Here is a 22396-nt window from a genome sequence, read left to right as displayed (position 1 = left end):
CCTCTCGTTCCGACGATCCTCTCGCGCACGCCCTCCCCGCGTAACCCCTCCCGGTGCCAGACTGGTTCTCATGGCCCTTCACATCACCGGAGACACCGCCGCAGACGAGCTGCTGACCGACAACCCGCTGGCACTGCTGGTCGGGATGCTGCTGGATCAGCAGGTCGCCATGGAGACCGCGTTCGCCGGTCCCCTCAAGATCGAGCAGCGCACGGGCGCCGCGGATGCCGCGACGATCGCGTCCATGGATCCCGAGGAGTTCCTCGCCGCGTTCAAGCAGTCCCCCTCGGTGCACCGCTTCCCCGGTTCGATGGCGACGCGCGTGCAGTCCCTGTGCCAGACCCTCGTCGACGACTGGGGCGGAGACGCCGCCGCGCTGTGGACGCGCCCGGCCCCTGAGCAAGCGGAGCGAGACGAAGGGCCGGACGGCCCCACGGTGCTGAAGCGCCTGAAGGCCCTGCCCGGATTCGGCGAGCAGAAGGCGAAGATCTTCCTGGCGCTGCTGGGCAAGCAGTACGGGTTCACCGGCACGGGCTGGCGTGAGGCATCCGCTCCCTACGGCGAGGACGGGTCGTTCCGCAGCGTCGCCGACATCGTCTCGCCCGAGTCGCTCACGAAGGTGCGCGAGCACAAGCGCGCGATGAAGGCGGCTGCGAAGGCCGGCAAGTGAGGCCGACCGGCGGCAGCGTCGCGGCGTTCGTCGCGGGCGTCACGCCGGCGAGACGGCGACGGGATGCCGAGACGCTGACAGCTCTGCTGCAGGAGATCTCCGGCCGCGAGCCGGAGCTCTGGGGCACGATCGTCGGCTTCGGCAGCTGTCACTACCGCTACCCCACCGGCACCGAAGGCGACATGCCGCTGCTGGCGTTCGCACCGCGCAAGGCGGCATCCACGATCTATCTGGAGTCCACGGCGGCGCACGCCGACGACCTGGCGTCACTCGGACCGCACACCACCGGCGTCGGATGCCTGTACATCAAGGACCTCGAGGAGATCGATCTCGACGTGCTGCGGCGAATCCTCACCGCGTCACTGCGCTGGGCTGAGAACGGCGGCAGCGAGTACGCCGTCCTCACCGTCACCGGCTGACGCGGCTGCCCTCCGGGCGGTTGACAGGCGAATCGGGCGCCCCGGTCTTGCGCAGAGTCACGGCGTTCTGCGCCTGGATGCGCACGTACTCGATCTCGGTTCGCTCCGAGAAGTAGGCGATGTGCGGTGTGAGCACGACGTCGTCCCGACCGACGAGCGGATGCCCCGGCTGTGGCGGCTCGGTGGCGAGCACGTCCAGCGCGGCGCCGCCGAGATGCCCGGCGTCGAGCGATGCGGCGAGCGCCTCGTCGTCGATGAGCGCGCCGCGGGACACGTTCACCAGGAGCGCCCCCTCCGGCATCGCGGCGAGGAACTCCGCGTCGACCATGTGCTCGGTCTCGGGCGTGAGCGGAAGGTGCAGGGACAGCACGTCGGAAGCACCGCGCACCTCGTCGAGACTCGTGCGCTGCACCCCGAGGGCGTCGAGGTCGGCGCGCACCTCCGCGGTGTCCGGCATCAGCGGGTCATAGCCCAGCACCCGGCCGAACAGCGGTCCCGCCTGACGGACGAGTTCGCGGCCGATCTTTCCGAGCCCGATGACGCCGAGCGTCCGCTCGCTGAGCCGCGGCGGCGCCTTCGGCGCCCTCTCGTTCCAGTCCGCGGGGTTCGCGCTGGCCAGGTAGAACCGCAGCTGGCGCAGGCTGTGCAGCATGATCGCCAGAGCGTGCGTGGCGACCTCCTCGGTCGCGGCGCCCGGCACATTCGTCACCCACACCCCGTGCGCGGTGGCGGCGTCGAGGTCGACGTAGTCGAAGCCCATCGACATGAGGGCGATGATCTCGAGGTTCGGCAGCTGCTCGATCATCTCGCGCGTGACGGAGGCGTAGCCGGGCAGCAGCGCCACGGCGTCGCGGGCGCCCTCGACGATGTCCTGAGGATCACGCGTGCCGAGTACGCGCACCTCGAAGCCGTGCGCCTCGAGCAGGGCGATCCCCGGGGCCGGATCGGTGTCCTCGACGTCGGTGTAGACGGCGAGCGGTCGTGCGGTGGTCATCTCGTTCCTCGTCTCCGTCACTCGCCGCGTCCGCGCACGATGGCGCGCGCCATGGCGGTGAGGATCTCGTAGGACACATGGCTGGCGGCGATGCCGGTGATCTGCGCGTGGTCGTAAGCGGGAGCGACCTCGACGACGTCGGCGCCGACGATGTTCAGATCGGCCAGGCCTCGGATGATGCGCAGCAGTTCCCTGCTGGTGAGTCCGCCCGCCTCGGGCGTGCCGGTGCCCGGCGCGTGCGCGGGGTCGAGCACGTCGATGTCGACGGACAGATACAGCGGCTTGTCTCCGATGCGCTGCCGCAGGCGCTCCATCGCCGCGGGCACGCCGTGCTCCTCGACGAACTCGCTCGTGATGATCGAGAAGCCGAGGCGCGCGTCGTCCTCGAGGTCGCCCTTGCCGTACAACGGCCCGCGGGTGCCGACGTGCATCGACGCGGTGCGGTCGATGAAACCGTCCTCCGAGGCCCGACGGAACGGCGTCCCGTGGGTGATCGGCTCGTCGAAGTAGGTGTCCCAGGTGTCGAGGTGCGCATCGAAGTGCACCACGGCGACCGGGCCGTGCTTGGCGCTGATGGCCTTGAGCAGTGGGTAGGCGATCGTGTGATCGCCGCCGATGGTGAGGATCCGGTCGACGCGATCACCGAGCTCCGACGCGGCCTCGGCGATCTGCTCGACGGCGGTGTGGATGTTGAACGGGTTCGCGGCGATGTCGCCGGCATCCGCCATCTGCACGGCCTCCCAGCCTGAGAAGTCCTGCGCCGGGTTGTACGGCCGCAGCAGGCGGCTGGACGCCCGCACGTGCTCCGGGCCGAACCGCGCGCCGGGGCGGAAGCTGACGCCGCTGTCGAACGGGATGCCGACGACGGCGATGTCGGTCTCGCCCACGTCCTCGATGCGGGGCAGCCGGGCGAAGGTGGACAGACCCGCGTAGCGCGGTGTCTTCGACGCGTCCGCGGGGCCGATCGGTGTGCTGCTCATGAAGGGCTCCAGTCTCAGAGGGCGAACGTCGTCTGGTCGATGTGGATGATCTGCAGGCCACCGTCGGCCTGGGCTCGCTGCACGGCGTCGATGAGCTCGGCCGCCGACGCGACGCGCCGCCCCGTGCCGCCGAAAGCCGTGCCGAGCGCGACCCAGTCCGGCTGCACCAGATCGACGCCGATCGGCGCGATCCCGGCATCCGCCTCGTTCTGGCGGATCTCGGCGTAGCCGCCGTTGTCTACAACGATCACGGTGACGTCGAGGCGCTGCTCGACGACGGTGATCATCTCCTGCAGCGAGAACATCAGGGCGCCGTCACCGGTCACGGCGAACGCCGGGCGGCCCGGGTCGCCGAGCCGGGAGCCGAGCGCAGCGGGCAGCGAGTAGCCGAGGGTGGCGTACGTCGCCATGTACGGCATCGAGTTCGGCTTCGGCACGCGCAGCACGTTCATCAGACCCCAGTACGCGATCTGCGACGAGTCCGTGGCGACGATCGCGTCGGCCGGCAGCGCGGCGGCGATGGCCTCGCCGAGTGCCGCGTTCACCGGCGACAGCTCGTGCACCTCGGCGCGCACGGCCTCGAGGGTCTCGGCGACGCGTCCGCCGATGCGTGGGGCGCCGTCGCCCAGCTCGGTCAGCAGGGCGGAGAGGGATGCCGCGGCATCGCCGACGATGCCCACGTCGGCCTTCTGGTTCTTGTCGATCTGCGAAGCGAGCAGGTCGATGCGGATGACGGTGCCGCGCGCCTCGAGCCGGTCCACCCAGAGCTCGGCCTCGCCGAGCTTGGAGCCGACGACGAGCAGCACGTCGGCGTCACGGGCGCGGTTGCGTGCCGCGGCGAGACGCAGGTTGGCGCCGAGCGAGAGCGGGTGGTGCTCGTCGAGCACGCCCTTCGCGTTCGCGGTGGTGACGACCGGCGCGCCGAGGCGTTCGGCGACGGCCCGCAGCGCGGCACCGGCACGACGGGATCCGCCGCCGGCGAGGATGACGGGGTCGGATGCCGCGTTCAGAAGGCGCGCTGCCTCGGTGACGAGGTCATCGGAGGGCGCCGGAGCGGGTGGGAAGACCCGAGACGCGAGGTCGTCATCGGTGATCCCCTCGGCCTCCTCCTCGAGCAGGTCGAGCGGCACCTCGATGTACACCGGGCGCGGGCGCCCCGTGGCGAACAGCTCGAAGGCGTCGTGAACGGCAGCGACGGCCTCGGCGGCGCTGGACACGCGCCGCCCCCATTCCACGACGGCGGATGCCGCGGCGAGCTGGTCCTTGGTCTCGTGCAGAGTGCCGACGTCGGCGAACTCGCTGCCGCGGGCGGGACCGGGCGAGAGGATGATCATCGGCCGCGACTCGCAGTAGGCCGTGCCCGCCGCCGACAGCGCGTTCAGCAGGCCGGGACCGCTCGTGGTCACGACGACCCCCGGCATCCCGGTCTGCAGCGACCAGCCGTCGGCGCCGTAGCCGGCGCCCTGCTCGTGGCGCGTCGTCACCGGGCGGATGCCGAGGGACGGCAGTGGCCGGTAGAACTCGAGGTTGTGCGTGCCGGGGATGCCGAACACGGTGTCGATGCCGTAGCCCCGGAGGGCCTCCATGACCACCCAGCCGGTGGTGCGCTTCGCGACGGTCTCCATGCCGCTCATCCTTCCTGGACCTGGTGCTTCACGACGCCGTCGACCCAGGTCTCCCGCACCGGGATGCCGGAGATCTCGGCCCCCTCGGTCTCCAGCGGGTCGGCACCGAGCACGACGAAGTCGGCGCGCTTGCCCGGGGTCAGCGAGCCCAGCTCGTGGTCGCGGCCGAGCGAAGCCGCCCCCTCGAGGGTGTGCCCGCGCAGGGCGGCCTCGGCGCTGATGCGCAGGGTGTCGGGCCCCAGCTTGTGGCCACGGCGCGTCACACGGGTCACGGCCGCCTGGATCGCCTCGAGCGGACGGGGCTCGGCGACCGGCGCATCCGATGAGATCGTGACGGGCACGCCCGCCTCGAGGAACTCGCCCAGCGGGTTGAACCGCTCACCGGGAGTTCCGATGGCCTGCTCCACGCCCTCGCCCCAGTTGTAGTAGTGCTGGGTCTGGTTCACCGGACGGATGCCGAGCGCGGCCATCCGCGCGATCTCCGCGGGGTCCGGCAGGCCGCAGTGCTCGATGCGATGCCTGGCATCGGTGTCGGGACGGGCGGCGAGCGCTTCCTCCACGGCGTCGACGACCATCTTGATGGCTGTGGGCGACTGCGCGTGCGTGGCGGTCTGCAGGCCCGCCAGGTGCGCCTTCTTCACGAGCCCGGCGTACTCCTCGGGCTGGTGGTAGAGCTGTCCGGTGCGGCACGGATCGCCGACATACCCCTCCGGGAAGTACGCCGTCCACCCGCCGAGCGTGCCGTCGGCGTAGAGCTTGATCCCCGCCGCGGAGAGGAACGCGTTGCCGAACGGCCCGGTCAGCCCGAGGTCGATCACCTGGTCGAGCAGATGCGAGAGGAAGTACATCGAGACCCGAAGGTCGAGGGCGCCGCGGTCGGCGAGCGCCAGGTAGGCCGCGAACTCGCGCTGCGACACCTGCGCATCGCCGATCGTGGTCACACCGCCGGCGAGGAACTCGCGCTGCACGGCGTCGAGCTGGTGCTGGTGCTCGGCCGGCTCGTCGCCCAGGTGGAAGTTCGGGCCGTGGTGGCCGACCTTCACGCCGTGCAGTCCGGTGAGCACGTTGCACGCGGCATCCGACAGCTCGCCGGTCAGGTCGCCGTCCGCGTCGCGGAAGAACTCGCCGCCCTCGGGATTCGGGGTGTCCCTGGTGATGCCGTACTTCTCCAGCGTGAAGCTGTTCACCACACCACCGTGGCCGGAGGCGTTCATGATGTAGACCTCGCGGTCGGTGGCGATCTGGTCGAGCTCCTGCCGGGTGGGGTGTCGCTGCTCGGCGAGATTGCGCTGCTCGTAGCCGTAGCCGCGCAGCGGCGCCCCCGCCGGCAGCGTCGCGGCCCGTGCGGTCATGAGCGCGACGATCTCCGGAATCGAACCTGCCTTGTCGGGGCCGATGTCGACCCAGGTGAGCATCTGCCCGTACATCAACGGGTGTGCGTGCGCGTCGATGAAGCCGGGCACGATCGTCGCATCAGGCCGGTCGACGCGCACGGGCAGCAGACCGGCCTCCGCGGCCGCGGACTCGACCTCGGCGATCGTGCCCACCGCGAGGATCCTGCCGCCCGCGACGAGCATCGCCTCGGCCTGCGGACGCTGTTCGTCGACGGTGCGGATGGTCTTCGCGGTGATGATCGTCGCCGCCGAGTCGCGGGAGTCGTAGGTGGCCAGTCGGCGCATTGCTCAGCCCTTCGGGGTGGTGGGGATCGCGGTGGTGCCGCGTGCGGTCAGGGATTCGGTGACCGGGGCGTTGTCGGAGTGCTGCGGTGCGAAGTACGCGCCGAACACGGCGAGCGCGCACAGCACGCCGAAGAAGACCACTGCCGACCAGAAGGTGCCGGTGCCGGCGATCAGCGCGGTCGCGATGGCAGGTGAGAGTCCGCCCCACACCGCTGCGCCGATGCCGTACGACAGCGACATGGACGTGTACCTGGCCTGCGGCCGGAACATCTGCGCCATCAGGGTGGACAGCGGAGCCCAGGCGCCGCTGAGCGTGATGCGCAGGGCGGAGGCCAGCACGAACAGCCACGCGATCTGGTGCCCCTGGATCACGAGCACGAGCGGCACGAACACCGCGATCGAGCCGATGGCACCCAGGTAGATGAGGGTCTTGCTGCCCCACTTGTCACCGAGCCAGGCGAGCGGCAGCGTGATCAGCAGTTCGACCAACGAGGCGACGGTCATCGCCGCGAGGATCGTCCGGCTGTCCAGGCCCACGTCGGGCGAGATCGAGAAGTTCTCCACGAACGTGGTGGCGATCACGTAGCCGCCCGACGACATGGCGATGATGCAGAAGCCGAGCAGCATCGGCCACCAGTTGTTGCGGAACGCGAACAGCACGGGCGTGGACTGCTGGTGCCCCTCGATCTTCGCCTCGAACACGGGGGTCTCCTCGACGCGGTAGCGCACCCAGAAACCGACGCCGATCAGGATGATGCTGGCGAGGAACGGCACGCGCCAGCCCCACGATGTGAGCGCCTCGTCGCCCAGCGTGGAGAGCCACCAGAATGCGCCGGTCGCCAGCATGGCGCCGAACGGGTTGCCGACCTGGGTGAAGCCGCCGTAGAACACCTTGTACTTCGGCGGTGCGCTCTCGACGGCCATCAGACTGGCGCCGCCCCACTCACCGCCGACCGCGAGGCCCTGCACCATGCGCAGCAGCACGAGCAGGATCGGCGCGGCGATGCCGATGGCGGCGTACCCGGGCAGGCATCCGACCAGCACGGTCGCGATTCCCATCATCAGCAGGGTGACGGTGAGCGCCGGCTTGCGGCCGAACTTGTCGCCGATGTGGCCGAAGATGATGCCGCCGAGCGGGCGCATGAAGAAGGCGACCGCGTAGGTGCCGAACGAGGCCAGGGTGCCCAGCACCCGGTCGACCTCGGGGAAGAACACCTGCGGGAAGACGAGGGCGGCAGCGGTCGCGTAGACGTAGAAGTCGTACCACTCGATCGAGGTGCCGGCCATGGCGGCGAAGCCGGCGCGGAGGGCTCGGCGATGCGACGGCGCCTGCGGGGAGGCGGTGGAGGCGGACATACAGGGCTCCCTTGCTCTGTGGGGGTGAGGGTAAAAGTCCTTCGGGCTGTGCCGACTATAGGCCGGTTCTGTCGCAGATGCTCGCCCTAATGACGCTCTTCACCATCGATTTAAAGGCGACTTCTCGTGATTGAGTGCCATGCGCCGATAGCATTGCGTTCATCACCGGCGATCTGCGGCCGCCGCTTCGCAGATCCGGCTATTTCGCCCATCGCGGCGGACACAGACATCAGGGGGGCTCATGACCGAGGAAACGACCTCACCGCGCCGAGCCGATCGCGACCCGGACGACCTGGACGGACGGCTCATCCACGCCCTGCAGAAGGACGGACGCGCCAGCATCCAGGAACTCGCCGACCTGCTCGGCACCTCCCGCGACTACGTGTCCCAGCGTCTGCGCCGGCTGACCGAGCGCGACGGGCTGCGCGTGGTGGCGGCACTCGATCCCGGCTTCGCCGGTCACCACGTGCTGGTCCACGGGATGGTGAGCGTGACAGGTCCCGCCCGCCCCGTGGCCGAGGAGATCGCCCGCATCGACGACGCCGTCTTCGTGTCGATGGTGAGTGGCGCGCATCCCCTGGTCTTCGAGTCACGGCATGGTGATGACGCCCGGCTGCACGAGATGCTCGATCGGGTGCGGCGCATCCCCGCCGTGCGGCAGGTCAGGGTCACCACGTACGCGGAAGTGCTCAGAGGCTTCTTCGTCGCCGATTCCCGCACCGACATCGATCTCGACGAGCTCGATCATCGCCTGATCGCCGCACTGCAGCACGACGGAAGGGAGAGCTACCGCGCGCTCGCCGACGCCGTGCACCTCTCGCCGTCCTCCGCACGCTCCCGGGTGCGGAGGCTCATCGACGCGGGTGTCATCCGCATCTCTGCGATCCCCTCGGGCGGCCTCTCCCGCAACCGCGTCGCCGTGGGCGTCGGCATCACCGTGAGCGATGACGCCGCCCCGGTGCGGCAGTACATCCTCGATTCGCCGGTCATCGACTTCGCTGCGGGATCGCACGGCAGCTACGACTTCATCGCCACGATCGGCGGCTCGTCGACCGCGGGCGTGCTCACCGTCCTGGAGGAGATCCGTGCGCTCCCCCAGGTCGGCGGGCTGGAGAGCTGGACCCACCTCGACGTCATCAAGGAGGACTACACCCGGTCACTCGGCCGTGTGATGTCGGCCTGACCGCCCGGGCGCAGCCCCTCCGTCACATCACGACGATGTCAGCCTCGGGCGCGCGGTACTCCTCGACCGTCGGCATCACCGGCGCGCTCTCGGCGCCGGTGCGATAACCGGTCACCGAGGTCAGCACCGGCTCGACACCGTCGACCTCGATCCGCAGCCGCCGCACTGTGCGCGCTCCGAACGGATGCAGGCGGCGCACTCCGATCGTCTCCCCGGCGCACACCGGCCCGTCGTCCGCCAGCACACGATGCGCGGACACGCGCTGCCCCGCATCCAGTTCCTCGGTCAGCTCGAGATGGTCGATCTCGACCGCGTCGGCGAACTGGGCCTCCCACACGCCAGGCTCCGCTTGCGAGAGCGCGGCCATGACCGGCGCGCCGAACCGCCGCGCCAGCTCCGCGGCGTACTCCTCGACCACGGCCAGATCAGCGTCGTCGATCAGGCCGTCGCGGTTCGGCGGCACGTTCAGCAGCAGGTTCGCGCCCAGCCCGACAGATCGGTAGTGGATGCCGAGCAGATGCTCGAGCGTCTTCGGCTCGTCGAACGGATGCCAGAACCAGCCATGCCGCAGCGACACGTCGCACTCCGGCGGGAGGTAGCGGGGTTCGAAGTCCAGCACGGTCTCAGTGAAGACGTCGTTCGGGGTCCAGTCCGAGACGTACAGCACGGGATCTTCGGCCAGGCCGTCCTCGTTGCCCACCCAGCGGATGTCGGGGTCGCCCATGTTGAAGATCACCGCACCGGGCTGGTGCTCGCGGACGATGCCGGTGATGCGCTTCCAGTCGTACTCACGCCCGGCCGAACCCGCTCCGTCGAACCACACCTCGACCAGGTCCCCGTACCCCGTGCACAGCTCGGTCAGCTGCGCGGCGTAGAAGTCGTCGTAGGCGGCGGCGTCCGGATAGCACTCCGCGTTGCGGTCCCAGGGCGACAGGTAGAGGCCGAAGCCCATCCCCGCCTCCGCGCAGGCGTCGGCGAGCTCACGCACGACGTCGCCCTTCCCGTCGCGCCACGGGCTGGATGCCACGGAGTAGTCCGTGGTCGCAGTCGGCCAGAGGCAGAATCCGTCGTGGTGTTTCGCGGTCAGCACGACATGCTTCGCACCGGCGATCCGCGCCGCGGCGACCCACTGGCGGGCGTCGAGTCCGGTCGGGTCGAAGGACGTCGCCTGCAGCGTGCCATCGCTCCATTCCACGCCGGCGAAGGTGTTCAACCCGAAATGGAAGAACACGCCGACGCCCGCCTGCTGCCAGCGCAGCTGCGCGGGAGAGGGATGCAGTGCCGCTGTCCGGCGGGTGATCGGCATCGCCTTGTCCGCCATCGTCAGCTCCTCCACTTCTTGCGAGCGAGGCCCTTGCCCGCCGGTCCCGGGCTCACTCCGAGCCGGGTGAACAGGTCGCCCTGCGCCTGCGCGGCGGCTTCGAACTGCGGCCACTCGGCCGGCTCGACCGCCCAGCCGCGCTCCGCCACGGCCAGCAGCCGCGGGAAGAACATGGCGTCGATCTCGCCTTCAGTCTGCACGGTCTCGGTCCACAACGGCGCCTCGACCCCGAGGATCGCCCCTGCCGGGACACCGCTGAGCACGGTCGCCGGATCCCATCGGTAGGCCTGCTCGAGCGAGATCCGCGGGGCCGACCAGGTGAGCCCGATCGGGTAGTCGCGCGTCGGCTTGATGTCGAGATAGACCAGGTCGGAGGGCGACATGATCAGCCGGCCGCCCTGTTCGACGAAGGAGCGTCCAGGAGCGGCGTCCTCTTCAGGCTCCCAGGAGTAGCCCCAGTACTGCCCGATCGTGCCTTCGGCGAGATCCCGGCACTTTCCCGTCTCGTGCCAGGCAACGGGGGTCTTGCCGTGCTCACGCACGATGCGAGTGGCCCGGGCCATGAAGGCCGTGAAGTCGGCATCCGCCGCGCTGCGCGCCTCGTCGCCGCCGATGTGAACGAACGGGCCCGGCGTCTCGGCGGCGATCCGACCGATCACCGTATCGATGAACTCATAGGTGCTCTCCGGGCCGATGTCGAGCGTCGAGAACCCGACCTCCGTCTCGGTGTACGGACGCGGGTCGTAGCCGGCCGGCGAGAGGGCCGGATAGGCGACGAGTGCGGCATTGGTGTGACCGGGCATGTCGAACTCCGGGACGACGGTCACACCGTGTCTCTCGCCGTGCGCGACGATCCGGCGATAGTCGTCGACCGTGTAGTGGCCGCCCTCGCCCCCGCCGACCTGAGTCGCGGCCCCGGCTTCGGTGAGCTCCGGATACTCCGGGATCTCGAGGCGCCAGCCCTGGTCGTCGGTCAGGTGCAGATGCAGGTGGTTGAGCTTGAAGGCGGAGATGTGCTCGATCAGCCGCAGGACCACGTCGACCGGGAAGAAGTGTCGCGCGACGTCGAGCATCGCGCCGCGGTAGGCGTATCGCGGGGCATCCTCGATGCGCAGCGCAGGCACCTCGACCTCCTCGCCCTCCGGCGTGAGCAGCAGCTGTCGGAGCGTCTGCACGGCGGCGAGGTGCCCGGCCCGATCGCCCGCCATCACACGGATGCCGCCGTCTCCGACCTCGATACGGTGGCCCTCCGGTGATTCGCCACCAGCCTCACCGGGCACGAAGGCGATGTCGCAGGGGCCGGGCTCGGAGCCGACCACGGGGAGCTCGCGCCCCGTGGCGACTCGGACGGCCGCGAAGGCGAGCTCCCGGATGTCCTGGTCGCTCGCGACGATGCGGGCATCCGACGAGAGACGGAACGGCGCGGCGCCGGTCAGCTCGAGGTGGGCGGGGGCAGGGATCAGGTGCGGCACGGCGGCCATGAGGTTCCAATCGTTCGGAGGGATGCGTGCGGTCGGGGTCAGCCCTTGATGGCGCCGGTGAGCACCCCCTTGGTGAAGAACCGCTGCAGGAACGGGTACACGATCAGGATCGGCAGGGTCGCGAGCACCACGACGGCCGCGCGGACCGCCTCCGAAGGCGCGGGCGGCATGTTGGGGTTCTGCAGGGTGCCCAGCGGCGCGCCCTGCACCACGTACTGGTTCAGCACCACCTGGATCGGCCACATCGCGCTGTCGTCCAGGTAGAGCATTCCCGAGAAGAACGTGTTCCAGTACCCCACGGCGTAGAACAGCGCGATCACGGCCAGCACGGCCTTGGACAGCGGAAGCACGAGCGAGAAGAAGATGCGGATCTCGCCGGCGCCGTCGATACGGGCGGCTTCGAACACGTCCTGAGGCAGGTTCATGAAGAAGTTCCGGACGACGATGAGGTTGAACGCCCCGATCAGCCCGGGCAGGATCAGCGCCCAGTACGTGTTCAGCAGACCGAGCCACTGCACCATGAGGTACATCGGGATGATGCCCGCACCGAAGAACATCGTTCCGATGACGAGCATCAGAGCGGCTTTCGCGAAGGGTACGTCCCTGACCCGGCACAGACCGTAGGCCATCGTCGTCGTGAACAGCATCGACAGGAATGTGCCGACGATCGTCAGTCCGGCGGTGATCAGCAGCGAACGTGTGACCACGCCGCCGCTGAGGATGATCCGGTAGGCGGACGTGCTGAAGCTCTTCGGGATGAGGTCACCGGAGAGCGCGGCATCCGCGCTGGCGAAGCTCTGCAGCACCACCGCGATGACCGGGTACAGCATCACCAGCACGATCATCGCGATCACGAGCACCTTGAGCGTCTGCACGAACCCCGAGGGCTTCTCCATCCACAGCGGACGGACAGCGGGCTGACGAGCGCTCACCACACACCTCCGGTTCCGATGCGACGGGCGAACCTGTTCGCCGCGACGATCAGGATCGTTCCGACCACACCCTTCAACAGGCCGGCTGCCGCAGCCAGGCCCCATTGCCCGCCGGCGATACCGCGGAAGTAGACGAAGGTGTCGATCACCTCTGCAGCATCCGAACCGACAGCGGGCTGCTGCAGCAAGAGCTGTTCGAAGCCGACGGTGAGCACACTGCCCAGCGTCAGCACCAGCAGCAGCGAGATCACCGGGACCATGCCGGGGAGGGTGACGTGCCACATCCGCCGCCACGAGTTCGCTCCGTCCGCCGCTGCCGCCTCATAGAGCTCCATCGGAATCGCGGCGATCGCCGCGAAGAAGATGATCGTGCCCCAGCCGATGTCCTTCCAGATCACCTGTGCGGTGACGAGCGCCTTGAAGGTGTCGGGGTTGGTCATGATGTTGACGCCGTCCACGCCGATGGCCTCGAACAACTGGGCGATCACGCCGGTGCCGCCGAAGATCTGCTGCCACATCGAGATCACGATCACCCAGGACAGGAAGTGCGGCAGGTAGACGATCGACTGGATGCTGCGCTTGACCCGTTCGGACAGAAGCGAGTTCAGCAGCAGCGCCAGCAGGATCGGCGCAGGGAAGGAGAACACGATCTGCAGGAACGCGATCACCAGGGTGTTGCCGATCGCGTTGAGCAGCTCGGGGTCGGTGAAGATCGCAGCGAAGTTGTCCAGTCCCACCCACGGCGAGCCCTGGATACCGCGGAACGGCGTGTAGTCCTGGAACGCGATGACGTTGCCCAGCATGGGCACGTAGGCGAAGACGATGAAGAACAGCATCCCGGGGATGATGAACAGGTACGTCTGTCGCTCGCGGCGCATCCGCGTCCACAGAGAGCGCCTGCGCTGCTCGATCACCAGCGGGGGAAGCAGATCCTTCGTGTCTGTGCGGTCGCGTCTGAGCGCCCCCGCGACCGTCATTTCGCCTCGTCGATCGTCTTCTTGTACTCGTCGAGCACGGCCTGGCCACCCTGCGAGAGCCAGGCCTTGCGGAACTCCTTCACCTGCGTGACCGGCTTGCGCCCTGTGACCATGCCGTTCTGGTAGTCGGTGATGACCTGCGTCAGCGCAGCGTCCTTCTTGATCTTGGCCTGGTTGACGATGCCCGCCACGGGGTTGTCCACCGTGTTCGTGACCATGCCCTCCATGCAGGCGAGCACGTTCTCGGCCAGATGCACGGTGTCCGACGGCATGAAGTTGACGGGGTAGCCCGAGATGCCGAGGTTGGTGGCGGAACCATCCTCCTCATGTCCCTCGCGGGCGGCCGAGACGACGTTGAACTCGTCGTCGATGGTGAAGTCGAGCCCCTCGACTCCATAGCGGATCAGTCGCTGCTCCTTGCTGTTGTACGGTGCGCAGAACCAGTCGGCGATGCTCAGCAGCTCGTGCCGGCGCTTCTCGTCCTTCGCCGCAGCGGCGCTGAGCGCGACGATGCCCCAGTAGCCGCTGCTGCGGGAGAAGACCGGGGCCGTGCCGGCGGCGCTCGGGAAGACGAAGTGGGTGACCTTGGCGCCGGGCACCCCGCCGAGCAGCTTGTTGACCTGCCCCTCGGCGCGCCAGTAGTGGCCGGAGAAGCCTGCGACCGACATCGCCTCCTTCCCGAGGCCGAACTGCCGGTTGTCGATGTTGGTGCCGAAGGTGTCCGGGTGGAACACGTCCTTCTTCCACAGATCGGCGACGTAGGCGATGAAGTCGGGGTACTCGTCACGCAGCATGAACGCGGTGAGCTCCCCCTTGCCATCGAGCGAGTAGTCCGCACCGATCCCGAAGGATGCCCGGAACAGCGGCATGCCGCCCTGGTTCAGAGTGTTGTGCACATAGAACCGGCGCCCGGCGGAGTCCCGCTTGAGCTTGGCGAGTTCGGTGAGCATCTTGCCGAAGTTCTCGGTGTCGCCCGGCACCTCGGTGAAGCCGACCTGTGCCATCAGATCGGTGCGGATCACCGGGAACTGGCCCACCAGGCCGTTCGCGCTCGGGACGCCGTAGATGCGGCCGTTCTTGGCCGCGGCCTTCCAGGCGGACGTCTCGATCTTGGCGAGGTTCGGGTACTTCAGGATGCCGTCTCCAGCGAGCACGTCGGAGAGATCGGCGAAGGCGCCGTCCTCGATCGCCTGCGCGACGGTCGGGGTCTCGTCGAGGATGAAGGCGAGATCGGGGACCTTACCGCTCGCGAGGATCGTCGCGGTCTTCTGGTCGTACGACCCGGACGGCACCAGCGTGGGCTTCAGCGTCGCGCCGAGCTCCTTGTTGACCGCCTGCCAGCGGTCATTGCTCTTCAGCGGCGACCCGGGCCCGGACCAGATGATCTCAAGGGCCGTCACGTCGCCGCCGCTCGCGGGCTTCGTCTTGATCGCGTCGATCCAGGTCTGGACGGGCTTGATCACGATTGGGGGCACGCCCTCGACCTTGCTGACCAGCAGCGCATCCGATGCCTCAGGAGCCACGTACTTCGGCGCACGGAAGGCGGTGCCACCGGCCGCGCCACCGCCGCTGGCCGAGCCCGTGCCGCCGCTCGAACAGCCCGCGAGAGCGAACAAGGAGGCGGCTGCGGCGAGGCCGAAGAAGCCGCGCCGGTCCAGCATCACAGGGGAGATTCGGTGATCAACCATGTCGGAACCCATCTCTGTACGTCGTTGTCAGCTGAGGCGGGCACCGCTCTCGGATGACATCGGTCGCCTCGCAGTGAGATTCCAGCCGAGCGGGACGAGGCCCGTCAAGGAGACATCGGATCTCTGAGGACCCCCCTGCGATGATGTTTCAGAACCGGTTCAGAAGGTATGATCACGCGACTCAGCGGCGGCGAACATGGCTCCCACGATGCCGGTCCGGGACTGCCCGCTCAGGCACACCAGATACTCGATGAGAGTGATGCTCGGTTCCAGAAGATCCAGCATGAGGACGCCCGGATCATCGATGAACTCGTGCTCGCCGATGACCGTGCATCCGAACCCCGCAGCGACAGCCGCGACGGCCGCCTCCCGCCCCTCCACGGTCAGAGCCAGCCGCGGCTTCACGCCGATCTCTCGCGCGGCGCGCTCCAGCGTCGCCCGTGTCACGCTCCCCGCCTCGCGCTGGACCAGCGGCTCGGCCAGCAGATCGGCCAGGCGGACGGCGTTGCCGGCGGCGAGCCGATGGTCGTGTCGCACCACAGCGGCCAGGTCCTGCCTGGCCAGCTCCGTGCGATCGAAGCCCTCGCCCTGGGGCGCATCCGCGACCACGACGACATCGGCCCGACCGGCGCGCAATTGGTCCATCGCCGCGCCGCCATTGGCCACGCCCACGTCGAACTCGGCCTCTGGAATCACCTCGCGCACGGCCTGCAGCAGCGGCATGACGCTGACGGGCGTGTCGACGACCAGGCGCACGCGCCGCGTCCCGGCACCGGACGCGCCCTCGAGAAGCCGTTCGGCTGCACGGTGCAGTCCGAGCATCGGTGCCGTGAGCTGTTTCAGCCGCCTGCCCAGCTGCGTCGGCTCCCCCGTCGCCCTGTCGATCAGCTGCACTCCGAAACGTCGTTCGAGTGCGCCGACCTGACCTGAGACAGTCGGCTGACGGACCCCCAGTGCCCGCGCCGCAGGAGTGAATCCTCCCTCGGATGCCACGGCATCGAAGGCGCGCAGTTCTGGGATGGACATATAGCAAACCTATATGCACATCAGTGATGCCTATAGGTGGTCAGACCTGCTCAGGAGAACATCTGATCCAGCACGACAAGGTCGCCGGAGTCGAGCGCCTTCTGGATCTCGTCGATGACGGCGGGATCCGTGAACATCGCCTTCAGCTTTTCGCGCCAGATCGCGCGCATCGTGTCGACCTTGCTCGCGTCAGCAGCCCGGCCCATGGCCTCGATGGCCTCCTGGTACGGGATCTGCTGGAACCCCGCTTCGGCTTCGGCCGGGTTGTAGTACGGCACCCACGGCGCGGACTCCTGGTTGAGACGCAGCACCTGGCCCGGGTGGATCGTGCGGGTGTGATTCATCGTGGCCAGCGCGTCGGCGCCGGAGATGCAGAGCCGTTCGCCGATCGCGGCGGGAGCATCGCCCGCTGCGACGGTGTACGAGACGATCGTGCCGGCGTCATCGCGGCCGACGGTACCGGCGGCGAGCTCGCGCGGGCCGCGGTCGACGGGATTCCCGCTGATGTTGGCACGCGAACCGCCGAGCTGAACCATGGCCTTCGATGCACAGGCATCCGGGTCGGTCTCGGCGGCCGTCGGCGCGGCACTCGGCTTCGGCGCAGCGCTGACCTCGACGATGTACGAAGGCTCCGCCGCGGTGGGCTCCACGGCGGTGCAGCCCACAAGCACCGTCGCGCAGAGAGCCGTGGCAGTGAGGGTCGCGGCGAGCGCGGCGATGCGGGTCGTCATGACGTCAGCCTAGAGCTCGCGCCATGCGGCTCCGCGCTCAGGCCCGCGAGAGTCGCTCCGCCTCCTTGGCGGCGACGATCTTGCGCAGACCCGAGCTGGAGAAGCGGTGGTTGCGGCTGTTGAAGTACAGCTCGATGCCGGCCTCTTCGCAGTACGCGCGACCGGTGAAGTCGCGGTCCTCGTACTCATCGCCGACGATGCGGACGTCGAGCTTGAAGGAGCGCAGGATGTCCTCGAGGTCCTGCTCTGTGGAGTAAGGCACGATCTCGTCGACGTACTCGCAGCCGCGCAGCTGGATGTAGCGCTCGACGACGGTCTGGGTGGGCGCGTTCTTCTCTGGACGGTCCAGCGTCGGGTCCATCTGCAGGCCGCAGATCAGGTAGTCGCACTGGCGCTTGGCCTCGGCGAGCATCATGATGTGCCCGGCGTGCAGCAGATCGAACGTCGAGAACGTGATCCCCACCCGCGGTCCCGGGTTGTAGTCCTGATGCTTCTTCACGGCTTCCTGCCCCATCGCGCCTCCTTGGTCGGCAGTGACCGATTCTACCGGCGGGTGATCAGAGCGCTGTTCTCCGTGCGGTTCACCCGCCCGGAGAACAGCGCCCCGTGATCAGCGCTCCATCGGCCGGAAGCGGACGGTCACCGGCTCAGACGAGTCGGTGTGCGCCAGCTTCTGCGTCACCTTGGCGCTCTGCGGCACGGTCAGCTTGCGGTCCAGCGTGATCGACCAGCTGCCGTCCACGGCGGCGGTGGTCGTGGCATCCGACGGGCGCAGACCGGGGCCGGCGACGGTCACGGAGACCTCAGCACCCGGCGCGCCCACGCCGCTCACGGTGACGCGGTCGCCACCGAGCGATGCGGTGGTCGGCTTCGGAGCGACACCGGCGGCGTCGTCCTGCACGGCGGCGAGGTTCTTCATCCAGGTGAACTTCGTCGGCGTGATGGTGTCGTCGCCCCAGACCTTGCCGTCGCGGTCGACGGCGTAGGCGAAGAAGCCGCCCTTCTGTCCGCCCTTCGGCTGCCACGTCGCGTACTTGTGCGCGAGGTAGGACGGCGCCGTCGCCGCGTCGTAGATGCCCTCGGCATCGCCCCAGTGGGTGCGATCCTGCTCCTCCGGGAACGAGAATCCGGGCAGGAACTGGCACGGCGCGATGTCGTCGGCGAACGTCTCCCAGGTGCTCTGCATCCTGCTCGCGTCCCGGCCGTACGCCTGCAGCAGCACGTACGACACGTTGTCGGACACCGCCTCGAACAGCGGGGTGCTGCCGGTCTGGTTGGTGTCGAAGATGAACAGCTTGTCGCTGCCCGACTTCGGTCCGATGATCTCGCCGAGCGCCTTGAACACGCCGATCGCCCTGGTGAGGTTGTCACCGGTGGGGTACGACTCCACATCGATGTCGATGCCGTCGAGGCCGTACTGCGTGACGTACGTGTCGACCAACTGCTGCGCGTACTCGCGGTAGGCCTCGTCCGTCAGCGGGATGTCGGCCTTGGCGAGCTTGTCGATCCACAGCGTGTAGACCACGCGCGTGCCCCGCGCGTGCAGCGTCGGCACGTACTCGTCGCGCAGCGTCTTCCAGTAGTCGGTGTCGGCCGTCTTGCCCGCGTCGAAGACCATTGCGACGTCGACCTCGGCCGGGAGGTCGGTCATCTTCGTGACATTCGGGTCCGGCAGGTTCGAGTTGGCGTCGTGCGGCACCGTGACATCGCGCCACGTGCGGTAGTACGCCATGACCAGCGGGTCGGCTGTGCACTGAGAGGTGTTCCCGATCTGAGCCGGTGCCTCGTCGGCCATGGCGGCGCTGCCGCCGAAGGCGGCGAGTCCGCTGAGAAGCACTCCGATGCTCAGTGCCGCTGTCGTTCGTCTCATCCTTCATCTCTCCTTCGAGTGGAGGGGTTCCCACGCCCGCTCCTATGAGCCCCGCGCTTCGTCTATTGCGGCGTCCAGCGCCGTGAACTCCGACAGCGACAGCGCACTGCCGCCGTTCCAGGCACGTTCGGCCATGGCGCGCAGCGGCGCACGGATGCCGGCGGCGACCTCTTCCACGGTCTGCGGACCGCCCTTGTCGGACCAGATGGCGAACGAGCATCCGAGCAGCAGGTCCGAATACGGCCGGGTCATCTCCTGACGCACCGTGGCCTGCCCCTCAGGACCCCACAGGCTCGGGAACAGTCCCGGATGCCAGTCCGCCGCCCAGACCTTCTCGGCGGTCGGATACCGGTAGCCGGCGTTCTCTCCGAGCACGTAGTAGAAGAGGTTGTCGTTCACGTTGACGAGGCGGTGCCCGGCGGCGACGGCCTCGGACACCGGGCGCATGCCGGCATGCCAGTTGGTCCACCACGTCAGTACGACGTCGGGGTCGAGGGGCACCTGCGCGCTGCGCAGCATCCCGTCGTTCCAGACCCGCGGCTGCAGGTCGTGCCCGCGCAGGTGCGCAGCGATCTCGTTCACGAAGTCGGTGAGCAGGTCGAAGCCCGTGCCGTCCGCGCCGAAGCGCGCGTGCGCGGCATGCGTCAGCGCGGGATAGTCCTCGATGCGCTCGAAGGCGACGAACTCATCGCCGCCGAGGTTCCACTTCGTGGAGTGCGGGAACACCGGCACCATGTCGTCGATCAGCCGACACGCGAAGTCCACCGCCTCGGGGCGCGTGATGTCGAGGGCGTGATCGGTGCCGATGATCCCGGCCTCGGCCGGGTCTTCGGGGTCGGTCCCCGGCGGGAGCCGCAGATCCGGATGCTGCGCGAGGACCTGCCTCAGGTGACCGGGCATGTCCAGCGACGGCACGACGTCGATGTGCAGGTCCCGGGCGATCTCGACGATCTGCGCCGCCTCGGCCCGGGTGATGTGCTCGGCGGAGACGACCTCGGGGAACGCAGCCGATTCCAGCCGGAACCCCTCGTTCTCGGAGAAGTGCCACTGGAAGACGTTCACGCCGACATCGGCCGCATCCTGCAGCATCCGGATGATCCACTGCGCCGGGTAGAACTTGCGAGCGGCGTCGAGATGGATGCCGCGCTCGGCGACCGCCGGCGCACCGGCGACCCGACCGCGCGGGACGACGCCCTGCGCGCGCAGGTTGTGCAGCACCTGGCGGGTGGCGCGGAACGCGCCCACCTGCGTCGCCGTGCGGATCTCGATGTCGTCGCCGACGGAGATCTCGTAGGCCTCACCGGGGGCGGGCGCTCCCCCCGGAGCGACCGCCGCGCCCGGCGAGGAGTCTTCGGCCGCGCCGAGCAGGACGCGGGCATCCGCGCCCTCCGGAATGCCGAGGGCGGCGAGCTCGCCCCGGAGCCGCTCCGCCTCACGGGCGAACTCGGGGGCCTGAGCGACGACCTGCGCCGAAGCGGGGCGCCAGGCGCCGCCCGCCAGGTCGATCCGCGCGGGCTGCGGCAGGGCGGACCAGATCATCCCTTGACGCTGCCCTCTTCGACGCCCTTGAAGAACTGCTTCTGCAGCACCGCGAACAGGATGATGATCGGCACCAGGGCGATCATCGTGCCGGCGGCGATGACGCGCGGGTTGGCGCCGAAGTTCGAGTTCAGGTAGTCCATACCGACGGTCAGCGTGTAGTTCGCGGGGTCGGACAGCACCACGAGGGGCCAGAGGAACTCGTCCCACGAGCCGATGAAGGCGAACAGGGCCACCACCGAGACCATGCCACGGATGTTCGGCCACACGATGTGCCGCAGCCGCTGGATCGTGTTCGCACCGTCGATCGTGGCGGCGTCGAGCGTGTCGGCCGGGATCATGCGGCAGGCGGCGGCCATCAGCAGCACGTTGATCGCCGCGATCGCGCCGGGCAGGAACACGCCCCACAGGGTGTTCGCCAGGCCGAGGGACTTCACGGTCAGGTACTGGCTGGTCAGTGTGACCTCGCCGGGCAGAAGCAGGGTGGAGAAGAAGATCGCCATCACGATGCCCTTGCCGCGGAACTTCAGGCAGCCGAGGGCGTAGCCGCCAAGGGTCGCGAAGACGACGTTCGTGATCACCGTGCCGACGCCGACCACCAGCGAGTTGCGCGCGTAGTCGAGCACCGGGATCGTGCGGAACACGGCCGCGTAGTGATCCCACGTGGCGGCATCCGGGATGAGCGAGGGCGGGAACGCGTAGATGTCCTCACCGTTGCCCTTGAACGATGTGGAGAGCTGCCACACGAACGGGTACACCATGATGACGAGGATGACGAGCAGCAGCACGTACTTGCCGATCAGACCGCCGAGCGACGGCTTGAGGATGTCGGCCGACCCCTTGGTGCGGTAGGCCTTCTCCTTGACACGCGGCTCGCGCGGCGTGCGGCGCTTCTCGATCGTCGCCTCGGTCTGCTCCACCAGCGCCGCGGTCTCGCGGGATCCCATCAGGCTCATGCCGAAACCTCCTCGGCGCGCTTCGCGGCACGGGCGGCGCGGCGCATGCGCCGGTTCACCGCCATCTCCTTCAGCACGTCACCGTTGTTGGCGATGCCGACCACGAGCAGCGGCACCAGGGTGAGCAGGAACAGCACGATGGAGATCGCCGACGCGTAGCCGATCTGCCCGTTCAGCCCCTTGCCCATGGACTGGATGAGCATGACCATGCTCATGGACTGGCCTCCGGGGCCGCCGGAGCCGTGCGAGAGCACGTAGAGCTCGGTGAACACGCGCACGGCGGCGACGCAGATCAGCACCGAGACCAGCATCATCGGGCCGCGGACGCCGGGCACGGTGACCGACCAGAACCGGCGCCAGGCGCCGGCGCCGTCCATCGCGGCGGCCTCGTGCAGCTCGCGCCCCACGTTCCCGAGTGCCGCGAGGTACACGACCATGTAGTAGCCGAGGCCCTTCCAGACCGTGAGTCCGATGGCGCAGAAGATCAGCAGCCAGCGGTCGGAGAGGAACTCGATCGGCCGATCCGCCAGGCCGAAGAACTTCAGCGCCGAGTTGATGGTGCCGGTGCTGGAGAACAGGAACTCCCACACGATCGCGACGACCACGGCCGAGGCGATGACGGGGAAGTAGAACGTGGTGCGGAAGAAGCCGATCGCCGGGATCTTCCGGTGCACCAGCAGCGCCAGCAGAAGTGGGATGAAGGTCAGCAGCGGCACGCAGACGAGCACGTAGACGAGGGAGGTCGTCAGCGCGTAGCCGAAGCGCTCGTCGGTGCCGATCTTGGCGAAGTTCTCCAGTCCGACGAACTTGACGGGGCGGAGAGGGCGAGCATCGGTGAACGCGAGGAACACCGTGTTCAGGAACGGCCACAGTGCGAACACCAGGACCCAGATCACGCCGGGCAGTACCAGCAGGTACGGCGTGTACCAGCGCTGTCTTCTCATTCCGCTCACCCTCTCCGCGTCACAC

The 22396-nt window shown here is 68.7% G+C and carries 20 protein-coding genes; 3 read left to right on the top strand and 17 right to left on the bottom strand.

Features of this window, described 5'->3' with window-relative positions; genetic code table 11:
* Positions 1-70 precede the first annotated feature (70 nt).
* Together ACFVDO_RS09205 and ACFVDO_RS09200 are read left to right on the top strand one after the other, a co-directional pair.
* The gene (locus tag ACFVDO_RS09205) at positions 71-670 is read left to right on the top strand and encodes an HhH-GPD-type base excision DNA repair protein (protein WP_378858218.1); all 600 of its coding nucleotides are present in this window, start codon (positions 71-73) and stop codon (positions 668-670) included.
* On the top strand, positions 667-1089 hold the full coding sequence (locus ACFVDO_RS09200; RefSeq protein WP_378858217.1) for a DUF1801 domain-containing protein: 423 nt from the start codon (positions 667-669) through the stop codon (positions 1087-1089). Before ACFVDO_RS09205 ends, ACFVDO_RS09200 begins: the two co-directional genes overlap by 4 nt.
* Here the strand turns inward: ACFVDO_RS09200 and ACFVDO_RS09195 are convergent.
* The 5 genes from ACFVDO_RS09195 to ACFVDO_RS09175 are packed head-to-tail and all read right to left on the bottom strand — an operon-like array spanning position 1079 to position 7723.
* Positions 1079-2083 carry a C-terminal binding protein gene (locus tag ACFVDO_RS09195; RefSeq protein ID WP_378858216.1) on the bottom strand — a complete coding sequence of 335 codons (1005 nt, stop codon included), beginning with the start codon at positions 2081-2083 and terminating at the stop codon, positions 1079-1081. The genes ACFVDO_RS09200 and ACFVDO_RS09195 overlap by 11 nt on opposite strands.
* Before the next feature lie 17 nt (positions 2084-2100).
* Positions 2101-3063 carry an agmatinase gene (gene speB / locus ACFVDO_RS09190; protein ID WP_378858215.1) on the bottom strand — a complete coding sequence of 321 codons (963 nt, stop codon included), beginning with the start codon at positions 3061-3063 and terminating at the stop codon, positions 2101-2103.
* A 14-nt stretch (positions 3064-3077) separates the two neighbouring features.
* A complete protein-coding gene (locus ACFVDO_RS09185) occupies positions 3078-4697 on the bottom strand; it encodes a thiamine pyrophosphate-binding protein (protein ID WP_378858214.1) in 1620 nt (539 codons plus the stop codon).
* Positions 4694-6367 carry an amidohydrolase gene (locus ACFVDO_RS09180; RefSeq protein WP_378858213.1) on the bottom strand — a complete coding sequence of 558 codons (1674 nt, stop codon included), beginning with the start codon at positions 6365-6367 and terminating at the stop codon, positions 4694-4696. Before ACFVDO_RS09180 ends, ACFVDO_RS09185 begins: the two co-directional genes overlap by 4 nt.
* Before the next feature lie 3 nt (positions 6368-6370).
* The gene (locus ACFVDO_RS09175; protein ID WP_378858212.1) at positions 6371-7723 is read right to left on the bottom strand and encodes an MFS transporter; all 1353 of its coding nucleotides are present in this window, start codon (positions 7721-7723) and stop codon (positions 6371-6373) included.
* A 241-nt stretch (positions 7724-7964) separates the two neighbouring features.
* On the opposite strand from ACFVDO_RS09175, the gene ACFVDO_RS09170 reads away from it, so the two are divergent.
* Positions 7965-8906 (top strand): Lrp/AsnC family transcriptional regulator, encoded by a 942-nt coding sequence (locus ACFVDO_RS09170; protein ID WP_378858211.1) that lies wholly within the window; start codon positions 7965-7967, stop codon positions 8904-8906.
* A 22-nt stretch (positions 8907-8928) separates the two neighbouring features.
* Here ACFVDO_RS09170 and ACFVDO_RS09165 read toward each other — a convergent pair whose 3' ends face one another.
* The 12 genes from ACFVDO_RS09165 to ACFVDO_RS09110 form a co-directional block, all read right to left on the bottom strand.
* Positions 8929-10227: an alpha-L-fucosidase gene (locus ACFVDO_RS09165; protein WP_378858210.1), complete on the bottom strand. Its 1299-nt coding sequence runs from the start codon at positions 10225-10227 to the stop codon at positions 8929-8931.
* Between the two features lie 2 nt (positions 10228-10229).
* Positions 10230-11708: a family 20 glycosylhydrolase gene (locus ACFVDO_RS09160; RefSeq protein ID WP_378858209.1), complete on the bottom strand. Its 1479-nt coding sequence runs from the start codon at positions 11706-11708 to the stop codon at positions 10230-10232.
* Positions 11709-11746: 38 nt separating this feature from the next.
* Positions 11747-12640: a carbohydrate ABC transporter permease gene (locus ACFVDO_RS09155; RefSeq protein ID WP_378858208.1), complete on the bottom strand. Its 894-nt coding sequence runs from the start codon at positions 12638-12640 to the stop codon at positions 11747-11749.
* Positions 12637-13617, bottom strand: a complete 981-nt coding sequence (locus ACFVDO_RS09150) for an ABC transporter permease (protein ID WP_378858207.1) — start codon at positions 13615-13617, stop codon at positions 12637-12639. Before ACFVDO_RS09150 ends, ACFVDO_RS09155 begins: the two co-directional genes overlap by 4 nt.
* Positions 13614-15305: an extracellular solute-binding protein gene (locus tag ACFVDO_RS09145; protein ID WP_378858206.1), complete on the bottom strand. Its 1692-nt coding sequence runs from the start codon at positions 15303-15305 to the stop codon at positions 13614-13616. The genes ACFVDO_RS09150 and ACFVDO_RS09145 overlap by 4 nt, the downstream gene beginning before the upstream one ends.
* A 159-nt stretch (positions 15306-15464) precedes the next feature.
* Positions 15465-16331 carry a LysR substrate-binding domain-containing protein gene (locus ACFVDO_RS09140; RefSeq protein WP_378858205.1) on the bottom strand — a complete coding sequence of 289 codons (867 nt, stop codon included), beginning with the start codon at positions 16329-16331 and terminating at the stop codon, positions 15465-15467.
* Between the two features lie 50 nt (positions 16332-16381).
* Complete coding sequence (locus tag ACFVDO_RS09135) at positions 16382-17062, bottom strand: hypothetical protein (protein ID WP_378858204.1); 681 nt, start codon at positions 17060-17062, stop codon at positions 16382-16384.
* A gap of 37 nt (positions 17063-17099) precedes the next feature.
* A complete protein-coding gene (locus ACFVDO_RS09130; RefSeq protein WP_378858203.1) occupies positions 17100-17576 on the bottom strand; it encodes an adenylyltransferase/cytidyltransferase family protein in 477 nt (158 codons plus the stop codon).
* Positions 17577-17672: 96 nt separating this feature from the next.
* Positions 17673-18932 carry a hypothetical protein gene (locus ACFVDO_RS09125; protein ID WP_378858202.1) on the bottom strand — a complete coding sequence of 420 codons (1260 nt, stop codon included), beginning with the start codon at positions 18930-18932 and terminating at the stop codon, positions 17673-17675.
* A gap of 42 nt (positions 18933-18974) precedes the next feature.
* Positions 18975-20471, bottom strand: coding sequence for a family 20 glycosylhydrolase (locus tag ACFVDO_RS09120; protein ID WP_378858201.1), 1497 nt, complete (start codon positions 20469-20471; stop codon positions 18975-18977).
* Positions 20468-21427, bottom strand: coding sequence for a carbohydrate ABC transporter permease (locus tag ACFVDO_RS09115; protein ID WP_378858200.1), 960 nt, complete (start codon positions 21425-21427; stop codon positions 20468-20470). Before ACFVDO_RS09115 ends, ACFVDO_RS09120 begins: the two co-directional genes overlap by 4 nt.
* A complete protein-coding gene (locus ACFVDO_RS09110; protein ID WP_378858199.1) occupies positions 21424-22371 on the bottom strand; it encodes a carbohydrate ABC transporter permease in 948 nt (315 codons plus the stop codon). The genes ACFVDO_RS09115 and ACFVDO_RS09110 overlap by 4 nt, the downstream gene beginning before the upstream one ends.
* Positions 22372-22396: the final 25 nt, after the last annotated feature.

The organism is Microbacterium sp. NPDC057741 (assembly GCF_042798735.1).
Lineage (GTDB): Bacteria > Actinomycetota > Actinomycetes > Actinomycetales > Microbacteriaceae > Microbacterium.
Note: the sequence above shows the minus strand (reverse complement) of the source record. Positions and strands in the feature narration are given on the sequence as shown.

Excerpts from the sequence above, each read along its gene's own strand:
- ACFVDO_RS09205 (WP_378858218.1), top strand. The coding sequence starts at position 71 with ATGGCCCTTCACATCACCGGAGACACCGCCGCAGACGAGCTGCTGACC.
- ACFVDO_RS09195 (WP_378858216.1), bottom strand. The coding sequence starts at position 2,083 with ATGACCACCGCACGACCGCTCGCCGTCTACACCGACGTCGAGGACACC.
- speB (WP_378858215.1), bottom strand. The coding sequence starts at position 3,063 with ATGAGCAGCACACCGATCGGCCCCGCGGACGCGTCGAAGACACCGCGC.
- ACFVDO_RS09185 (WP_378858214.1), bottom strand. The coding sequence starts at position 4,697 with ATGAGCGGCATGGAGACCGTCGCGAAGCGCACCACCGGCTGGGTGGTC.
- ACFVDO_RS09180 (WP_378858213.1), bottom strand. The coding sequence starts at position 6,367 with ATGCGCCGACTGGCCACCTACGACTCCCGCGACTCGGCGGCGACGATC.
- ACFVDO_RS09175 (WP_378858212.1), bottom strand. The coding sequence starts at position 7,723 with ATGTCCGCCTCCACCGCCTCCCCGCAGGCGCCGTCGCATCGCCGAGCC.
- ACFVDO_RS09170 (WP_378858211.1), top strand. The coding sequence starts at position 7,965 with ATGACCGAGGAAACGACCTCACCGCGCCGAGCCGATCGCGACCCGGAC.
- ACFVDO_RS09165 (WP_378858210.1), bottom strand. The coding sequence starts at position 10,227 with ATGGCGGACAAGGCGATGCCGATCACCCGCCGGACAGCGGCACTGCAT.
- ACFVDO_RS09160 (WP_378858209.1), bottom strand. The coding sequence starts at position 11,708 with ATGGCCGCCGTGCCGCACCTGATCCCTGCCCCCGCCCACCTCGAGCTG.
- ACFVDO_RS09150 (WP_378858207.1), bottom strand. The coding sequence starts at position 13,617 with ATGACGGTCGCGGGGGCGCTCAGACGCGACCGCACAGACACGAAGGAT.
- ACFVDO_RS09145 (WP_378858206.1), bottom strand. The coding sequence starts at position 15,305 with ATGGTTGATCACCGAATCTCCCCTGTGATGCTGGACCGGCGCGGCTTC.
- ACFVDO_RS09140 (WP_378858205.1), bottom strand. The coding sequence starts at position 16,331 with ATGTCCATCCCAGAACTGCGCGCCTTCGATGCCGTGGCATCCGAGGGA.
- ACFVDO_RS09135 (WP_378858204.1), bottom strand. The coding sequence starts at position 17,062 with ATGACGACCCGCATCGCCGCGCTCGCCGCGACCCTCACTGCCACGGCT.
- ACFVDO_RS09130 (WP_378858203.1), bottom strand. The coding sequence starts at position 17,576 with ATGGGGCAGGAAGCCGTGAAGAAGCATCAGGACTACAACCCGGGACCG.
- ACFVDO_RS09125 (WP_378858202.1), bottom strand. The coding sequence starts at position 18,932 with ATGAGACGAACGACAGCGGCACTGAGCATCGGAGTGCTTCTCAGCGGA.
- ACFVDO_RS09120 (WP_378858201.1), bottom strand. The coding sequence starts at position 20,471 with ATGATCTGGTCCGCCCTGCCGCAGCCCGCGCGGATCGACCTGGCGGGC.
- ACFVDO_RS09115 (WP_378858200.1), bottom strand. The coding sequence starts at position 21,427 with ATGAGCCTGATGGGATCCCGCGAGACCGCGGCGCTGGTGGAGCAGACC.
- ACFVDO_RS09110 (WP_378858199.1), bottom strand. The coding sequence starts at position 22,371 with ATGAGAAGACAGCGCTGGTACACGCCGTACCTGCTGGTACTGCCCGGC.